Below are 1,633 nucleotides of genomic sequence, written 5' to 3' on the forward strand. Positions count from 1 at the left end.
AGGTGACAGTCTGTGCGGTAGTATCCGGCTTCATGAAGGGGCCCTTGTTGAGGGGAAACGCGTGTCGCAACACGTTTCTACCGCAACTGGGGCCTTCTTCAATTCAGGAACGCGACTTCTTCATGAATTATTCGGGTTAGGCTGCAGCGAAGCGTTCGAGGGTGACCGCTGCGTCCGATGCTGCGTCTCGGATCTTTCGTTCTCGGGCGTGGTCTCACTCGAAGGGAGTGGGGACCGGCTTCTTGAAGCGGTGGCGGTTTCGGATCTCGCGAACTTTCTCCCCTGCTTGATAGCGCCGCCCCCGTCGCACACCAATCGGCTCAAGGAGCCCATTCTTGACGAGCGCCTTGAGGTCGCGGCTTGCCGTTTGCGAGGGAACGTCCGCATGGTCGCAGTAGCGGTTGTTGCGAATCCGATGGCCGAAAGCGGCTTCCACTAGCGAGGCTGTGGCACGGTCCGGCAGCTTCTCCGCCGCTAGGAGCTCTTCGATATCACCCCAGACTCCTGACACTTCTTGCTGCCGCCGGAGAAACGTCGTGGCTTGCCTGAAGTGAGCTGTCAACATAAAGCGAATCCATGGATGGGCGCTTCGTGAAGGTTGCCAACGGCCTTGGCCTACCTCCTCCAGAACTGCGTAGTAGTCGGGAGTGTTCCGGCCAAGGTACTCTTCAACTGAACAGAAAATCGGGTCGTAGACGCCTACACGCGCCATGACAAGCGTCTGGAGACACCTCGCCATACGACCGTTACCGTCCTTGAATGGGTGGATCATGGCCAGGTTGAGGTGCGCCATCGCAGCCTCGACTAGCCAAGAGGAATGAGAGTCGGAGGCAATGGAGTCGAGTAGTTCGCCGATCAGGCCGGGCACCAGTTCAGCGGGCGGACCCTCGTAGACTACATCGCCCGTTTCCTCCTTCCGGACAAAGATCGCCCCAGGCCTCCAGCTTCCGGGGAGCTTCTCTATGTCGTGGCCGATCATCATGAAGTGGAGTGATCGGATCAGGCTCGCGTCGATGGTCGTGTGCGGATCGTCGGCGACTCGGAGGACATAGGTCATCGCGTTCCGGTAGCCGGTTACGGCTCGCCAGTCAGCTACCTCCGCCTCGAACGGGTCATCTTGGTCAACAGCCGCGAGCGCGTCATCATCCGAGACGTTGTGGCCCTCGATGCTATTGGAACCGCGGATTCCTCGGGCCAAGGCGGACCTGCGAAGAAAGCCGGTCCAGCGATGGGGCCCGCTCTTCAGGATGAAGCGCAGCTGTGACCACAGATCGCGGACCTTTCCAAGGACTTCATCTTCTTCTTGGGTCAGCTTGGGTGTGGAGAATATCATTTGGAATACCTCAAGATAAAAGAAAATAACTACCATCGTAGAGGTATGCAAGTAACATTCTATGACCCCTGGGGGACCTCTGGTGCCGCTGGAGGGTCGCTCGGCGGGACTTAACCCCCCTTTACCCCCTTATCCCCCACCCCACGCGGAGAAAACTGAGTGAACCGCCCCGGGTTCTCCGGAGACCCAGTTAGTTGAGCACCGCCCCTGTGGCGGTCGCTTCCTGCTGTTGATCGTACATCGCTTCGAACTCTGCCGGCGGGATATTCCCAATCGGCTCGAGAATCCGCCGGTGGTTGA

1 protein-coding gene is annotated in these 1,633 nt (G+C 58.9%); it reads right to left on the reverse strand.

What is annotated here, in order from left to right; all coding sequences use genetic code 11:
* Window positions 1–214: 214 nt before the first annotated feature.
* Window positions 215–1,369, reverse strand: a complete 1,155-nt coding sequence (locus GY937_19365; protein ID MCP5058866.1) for a Fic family protein — start codon at window positions 1,367–1,369, stop codon at window positions 215–217.
* Window positions 1,370–1,633 lie beyond the last annotated feature (264 nt).

This window comes from bacterium, assembly GCA_024228115.1.
Classification (GTDB): domain Bacteria; phylum Myxococcota_A; class UBA9160; order UBA9160; family UBA6930.